The organism is Jannaschia donghaensis, from assembly GCF_001403795.1.
Classification (GTDB): Bacteria; Pseudomonadota; Alphaproteobacteria; order Rhodobacterales; family Rhodobacteraceae; genus Jannaschia; species Jannaschia donghaensis.
In genome coordinates, this window is sequence record NZ_CXSU01000012.1 from 676988 (window position 1) to 682828 (window position 5841).

The 5841-nt window shown below is 68.9% G+C and carries 5 protein-coding genes; 1 reads left to right on the top strand and 4 read right to left on the bottom strand.

Annotated features, from left to right (window positions below):
• The 3 genes from JDO7802_RS12560 to JDO7802_RS12570 all read right to left on the bottom strand — a co-directional run.
• On the bottom strand, window positions 1–739 hold a 739-nt coding region (locus tag JDO7802_RS12560; protein WP_144430693.1), incomplete at its 3' end, for an efflux RND transporter periplasmic adaptor subunit.
• A gap of 18 nt (window positions 740–757) precedes the next feature.
• On the bottom strand, window positions 758–3229 hold the full coding sequence (locus JDO7802_RS12565) for a hypothetical protein (RefSeq protein ID WP_055086084.1): 2472 nt from the start codon (window positions 3227–3229) through the stop codon (window positions 758–760).
• A 2-nt stretch (window positions 3230–3231) separates the two neighbouring features.
• Window positions 3232–3816, bottom strand: a complete 585-nt coding sequence (locus tag JDO7802_RS12570; protein WP_187298136.1) for a TetR/AcrR family transcriptional regulator — start codon at window positions 3814–3816, stop codon at window positions 3232–3234.
• 64 nt (window positions 3817–3880) lie between these two features.
• Between JDO7802_RS12570 and JDO7802_RS12575 the strand changes: the two genes are divergently transcribed.
• Window positions 3881–4093: a ferredoxin family protein gene (locus JDO7802_RS12575; protein ID WP_055086088.1), complete on the top strand. Its 213-nt coding sequence runs from the start codon at window positions 3881–3883 to the stop codon at window positions 4091–4093.
• A 438-nt stretch (window positions 4094–4531) separates the two neighbouring features.
• Here the strand turns inward: JDO7802_RS12575 and JDO7802_RS18285 are convergent.
• Window positions 4532–5841 (bottom strand): dicarboxylate/amino acid:cation symporter (locus tag JDO7802_RS18285; protein WP_083481153.1); only part of this gene is annotated, 1310 nt, incomplete at its 5' end.

Here is a 5841-nt window from a genome sequence, read left to right on the forward strand (position 1 = left end):
CGATCTCAGAGATGCGGGCCGCGAGCGGGCGTGCATCGCCGTCGGTCGGCACGACGACGACCTCCTGACCGAGGGTCAGCCCGGAGACGACCGCGTAGCTGACCGCGATCTGCGCCTGGAGCCCGCCCTCTTCGTAGAGGGTCACGACCGGCTGGCCCGCCTGCACGGAGCCGAAGGCCTGCACCTCGATGGAGTTCACCACCGCGTCGAAAGGCGCGACGAGGGCCGTGTCGTCCAGCGATTCTTCGACCAGCTCGAGGTTGCGCCGGGCCTGTTCCAGCCGGGCCTCGGCCTGCTCGGCCTGTGTGACGGCGCTGTCGCGGGCGGCCTGCGAGACGACCGCGCGCGCCAGAAGCTGTTCCTGTCGGTCCGCTTCCTCACGCGCGTTGGTTGCGGCGGCCTGGGCCTCGACCACCGAGGATCGGGCTTGGCTGGTGCGCAGCTCCGCGTCGCCGGCCTCTACGGTCGCGAGTACGGTGCCCGCCGCGACCGTCTCGCCGATCCGCAGGTCAAGCGCGCCAAGCCGTCCGCCCACGTCGAAGGCCAGCGGCGTGATCTCCGGCGGCTCAAGTACGGCGGGGAACGCGCGGGTCCGCACGGGCGCTGCGGGTTCCGCCACGACGGTACGTACACTGCGCGGCCCGTCGCCGGTGGTGGCGTTGGTGCCCTCCTCCTTGCAGCCGGTCAGGGCGAGGATCGCCGCGGCGGCGATTGCGGCATATCTGATCTGGCTGATCATGGGATTTCCGTTGTTAGGTCAGATGTGGATGAAACGGGGGTCGGGGCGTCCCGCTTCGGGGGCCTCCGGCGGGAGGGTCGGATCGTTCAAGCGGCGGCGGCCGTGGCTGTCGAGCCAGGCGCGCACCTCGTCCGTGTCGACGAAGCGCAGCGGGCCGTGGCCGCGTACGGCACCGCGCCGTTTCTCTTCGCGGGCGATGTCGGTCCAATCCTCGGATGAGATGGCACCCGCGGGGACCAGCCCGGCCGCGCCGCGCCGATCCGGAGCGGCGGCCAAATCGGCGCGCAGGGCCTCGGCCACTTCCTCGGCGTCGGTCTTGTTGGTCCCAATCACGCCGATGGGCCCGCGCCGTGCCCATCCGGCGGCATAGAGGAAGGGCACGGGTCTGCCATCTGTCCGGTCAAGGACGCGGCCTTGCGGGCCGACCGGCACGCGGGCACGGCCCGTGTCGAAGGGCAGGCCGGGCAGGGCGACGTTGCGAAAGCCGATCGCACGGATCACCGTGCCGCAGTCCATCGTCTCGATCCGCCCGGTCGCTTCGATCTTCGCCCGCCCGCCCCGATCCGCCACCCGCGTCACGTCTAGCCGCAGCCCTTCCACGGCGTTCGTGCCGACGATCGCTGTCGGGGTCCGAAAGAACCGGATGCGCACGGGCCGCTTGGCGGGGTCCCGGGGTGTCGCTGCCCATCCGGCGAAGAGCTCCAGGTTCCGCCGGCGCCGCCGCTCGGCCTGCGGATCGGGCAGGGGAAGGGCGAGGTCGGCGGCGAGTCCGTCCGGGTCGATCACGATCTGCACGCCCGGCAGCTCGGAGAGTTCGACGATCTCCTTGGGCGTGAAGCTCGTTTGCGAGGGGCCGGAGCGTCCGATGACCTCCACCGCCTCGACGCGGGACGCGGCGATGCGCACGGCGGCCTCGGGCATCATATCGGTGCGGATCAGCACCTGCGGATGGGTCAACAACATCCGCGCGGTGTCGAGCGCGACATTGCCGTGGCCGATGATCGCGACCTTGCGGCCGATCCGGGGATCCAGTTCGTAGAAGTCCGGATGCGCGTTGTACCAGCGCACGAGGTCCGGCGCGGCGTAGGAGCCGGGCAGATCTTCGCCTTCGATGACGAGCCGCCGGTCCGACGGCGCGCCGTTCGCGAGGCAGACCGCATCATAGGCACCGCGCAGGTCCTCTGGCGTGACGTCCCGCCCGATCTCCACGCCGGCCAGCAGCCGCACGCGCGGATGTTCCAGCATTCGGTCGAAGGTGAAACCCTTGTTGCGCACCTCGGGGTGGTCGGGGGCCACACCGTAGCGGACAAGCCCGTGTGGGAACGGAAGCCTCTCGAAGAGGTCGATCCGCGCTGTGGGGTCGTCCTCGAGGATCGAGCGGGCGAGGTAGAACCCTGCCGCCCCCGCGCCGATCACGGCGACGCGTGGACCTTCCACCTGCACCTGCGGCACGTCGATGGTCGAGATCGGCGCAGGGATCACGCCGCGCGCCGCGTCATGGGCGGCCTTCACCGCGTCGTAGGCCTTGTCGGAGAAGGGGCAGACCTTGAGGCAGACGGCACAGCCCCAGTTGCGCCCGAAATAGTCGCGACAGGCGGTGGCGCGGATCGTGCGCATCCCGCCGTTGGCCTTCGGCACGGGCGCCGGCTCGATGGCACCGGGCGGACAGGACCGCACGCATTTGCGGCAGTTGGCGCAGATGTCGCGAACCCACAGATGCGGGTTGTGGGGCGCGGGCAGGTCGTCGATGCCGACATAGATCGTCGACACCCGCGTGCGCGCGCCCGCCCCGGGCCCGATCAGCAGGCCGTGATAGCCGATGGCACCGATCCCCGCCGCCTCGGCCATGGCCGGATAGTCGGTCTGTCCGCCGAGGTTGGTTCCCGGATAAGCGGCGATTCCGCGGGCGCGCAGCCAGGCGCTGGTATCGGCGGCGATCTTGCCCAAAGCGCCATATCCGTCAATCACTTCCAGGAAGGCGCGGGCCGACGGGGCTGTCGCCATCTCGGCGCGGTCCATCTCGACGGTGAAGACGATCGCGTGCCGCTCGGGCAGGGTCTTGCCGGCAAAGACGAGGCGCGGATCGACGTCTGGAAGAAACCCGACTTCCAGCGCGCCTCGCGCCTTCATGAAAGACACGAGGTCCGCACGCTCGGCGGCCGTCAAGGTCCGCCTGCGGGGCTCGAAAGTCTTATCGAAGAACGTGCTGCCGCGCTTCATCTGGCCCTTCAGCTTGGGCATGCGACGCACCATCCCGATCATCTCGCGCCAGCCCATATGGGCGAGCGCCTGCTGCATGAACGGGATGTGCGACTCGAAGGGGGTGCGCGGCGAAGACGTGGGCGCGGCGGGCAGCGGGTCCGAGCCGATGCCGGGATGGTGCTCTGCCTTCTCGATCGTGGCGTCGAGGCTCTGACGGATATCCATCCCGTCGGTGGTATAGCCCAGCCGCCCCGCGATCCGGACGGCGAGTTCGATCGGCCCGAGCATGATCAGTCCTCCAGGTGCAAAGCTCGCCAGCGCAGGGCGAGGTCAGCGAACGAGTCGGGGGCTGTGCGGGCCCAACCTTCGGCGTCGTTTGGCAACGTCGCCAAGCGCCACATCACGCCCTCCAGCAAAGTCTGTGCCGCTGCCGTCCCGCCATGACGAAGCGGGCGGGGTGTTTGGTTCATCCAGTCTACCAGAGCCGTGCGCGCTTGCGCGAAGAGCAGGAGGCCTTCCGCTCGGATGTCCGCGATTTTCGGATCGTCCGACATCATTGTCGCGCCGAAGGCCCGGCCCGGCGCGCCGGGTGCCATGCGCCGGACGGCCTCGGCCGTGACCGTGTCGACCACCGCGCCCAGATCCTCTGGCGGCGGCCCCTTTGTCAGGGCGACCAGCTTCGACAGAAGCGTGTCGCCCGACCGGGCGGCGGCGACGATGAGGCCAACCTTGGTGCGGAAATGGTGGAAGATCAGCGCCTCCGACACGCCGGCCCGGCGCGACAGCTCGCGCGTGGACAGGCCTGCGATTCCCCGCTCCGCGATCATCTCGAGGGCGATGCTCAGGATCATTTCACGGCGGGTTTCTTGACGCATGCTTGCCCTCATGTACTGAACCGTTTAGTATTGATTAGGTACTCAGTCAATGGCGAGGCCGGGAATGACCCACGTCATCGGAGAACCCTGCATCGGTGTGAAGGACGCTTCCTGCGCCGCGATCTGCCCCGTCGCCTGCATCCATGACGCCGGGGATCGCTACGCCATCGACCCGGACCGTTGCATCGACTGCGGTGCCTGCATCGCCGTCTGCCCCGTCAGCGCGATCATGCCCATCGCGCTGCGCCCGACCGAGTGGCGCGAGATGCCCGGATGACGTCCGTCATCACCCTCGTTCTCATCATCGTCGGCGCGGGCATCTTCGCCACGCTGTCATCGGTGGAGCGACGTGTCTGACACCTGATCCAGAATGATTCTGCCGCCGAGGAAGATAGGTATCACCAGTCAGCTGTCTTGATCCCGGCCGCAGTGGCAAGGCCGGCGAGGTCTGCGATCAGCAGCCTACCGCATGGACGAAGCGCGGGCTGCGCCTCGTCTAGTGCGACATCGCCCGCTTTGATGTCCAAGAGGCTCACTTAGCTGACGATTGTGCCGAAGAAGTTCTCCGCCCCCCTCGACGAAGCGAGCCCTGCCGAAGTTTCGGACCCGGGTAAGAGACGACGGCGTCGGGTCGAGGCCGGGTCCGGCCCGTCCCGACATGCAACGCGGCGCCATCCGAGGGGTTCTGCGCGCTCCTGGCGCAATCCCATCACCGTCACGCGCGCCTCGGCGTAAGGATACGGTCCATTACGACGCAGGCGGTCAGGTCACCGGTCACGTTGACGGCCGTCCGGCACATGTCGAGCAGGCGGTCCACGCCGAGCAGGACGGCCACTCCCTCTGCAGGAATGCCGATGGAGGCGAGGATGCCGGCGAGGATCACGATCCCCACGCCCGGCGTGCTGGGGCTGCCGATTGAGGCGCCGACGACGGACACCGTCAGGAGGACAAACGCCGCCGGATCGAGCGCGATGCCGTAGACCTGAGCGAGGAATATCGTCGCCACGACTTGGTAGAGCGCCGTCCCGTCCATGTTGACCGTAGCCCCGAGCGGCACGACAAATCGGGCGGTGGCGACGTCGACGCCCAGGCGTTCGGTCGCGACCCGTAGCGACAGGGGCATCGTCGCAGCCGAGCTGGATGTGGCGAAAGCCAATAGCTGCGCTTCGACCACGGCCCGCGCGAACGCCAAAGGGCTGCGGCGCGCGAGGAGCCGCACGACCAGCATGTAGAACGCGAGAAGCACGCCGAGGCCCAGGATCACGGTCGCCATGTAGGCCGACAGCCCGATCATCGCCGAGAGCCCTGCCCGCAACGCGAAGTCGCAGATCAGCCCGAAGACGGCGACCGGGGCGAGCAGCATCGCCCAGGCAACCACCTTGAGGGTCACGGCTTGGAGTGCTCCCAGCAGGTCGAGCAAGGGGCGCGCCGTGGTTTCGGGCAGGGTCACAAGCGCGAGGCCGAGCAGGATTGCCACGAGCACGATCTGGAGCATGTCCCGCGAAAGGCTGGCGGCGGTCAGGCTCGGAGGGATCAGCGCGGGAATCCGCTCGGGAAGGTCACCCGCATTGTCCTGTGTCAGCGCGAGGTCGGGAACGGCCTCGACCGTCGCCGGCATCGTCAGCAGCGCGCCCGGCTCGATCCAGAGGGCGAGGCCCGTGCCGATCAGCACGGCGACGGTGCTCGTGGCCAAGAAGTAGGGCACGATCCACGCGGCGAGCCGACGCAGGAGGGCCGGGTCGCCGGCCGATGTCAGCCCCAGGGCGATGGACGAGACGACCAGGGGAATGACGATGAGCTGGATGAGGTTGAGAAAAACGTTGCCCGGCAGGGTCAACCACGGCCCCAGAGCGGCCGCCCGGTCCGCGGTGAGCGCGAAGAGGAAGCCGCCTTCGGGCGAGAGCGCAATCCCCAGGCCGAAGCCGAGAAGCAGCGCCACGAGAATCTGCGCCCAGAGCTGCGAGCGCAAAAGCCGACGCGCGGAGCGGCGGGCCTCGGGCGCGTCGGGGGCGAAAGCGGGTTGGG

Bases quoted from the DNA above. Each gene is read 5' to 3' on its own strand.
- JDO7802_RS12565 (WP_055086084.1), bottom strand. From the start codon at position 3,229: ATGCTCGGGCCGATCGAACTCGCCGTCCGGATCGCGGGGCGGCTGGGC.
- JDO7802_RS12575 (WP_055086088.1), top strand. From the start codon at position 3,881: ATGACCCACGTCATCGGAGAACCCTGCATCGGTGTGAAGGACGCTTCC.
- JDO7802_RS12570 (WP_187298136.1), bottom strand. From the start codon at position 3,816: ATGCGTCAAGAAACCCGCCGTGAAATGATCCTGAGCATCGCCCTCGAG.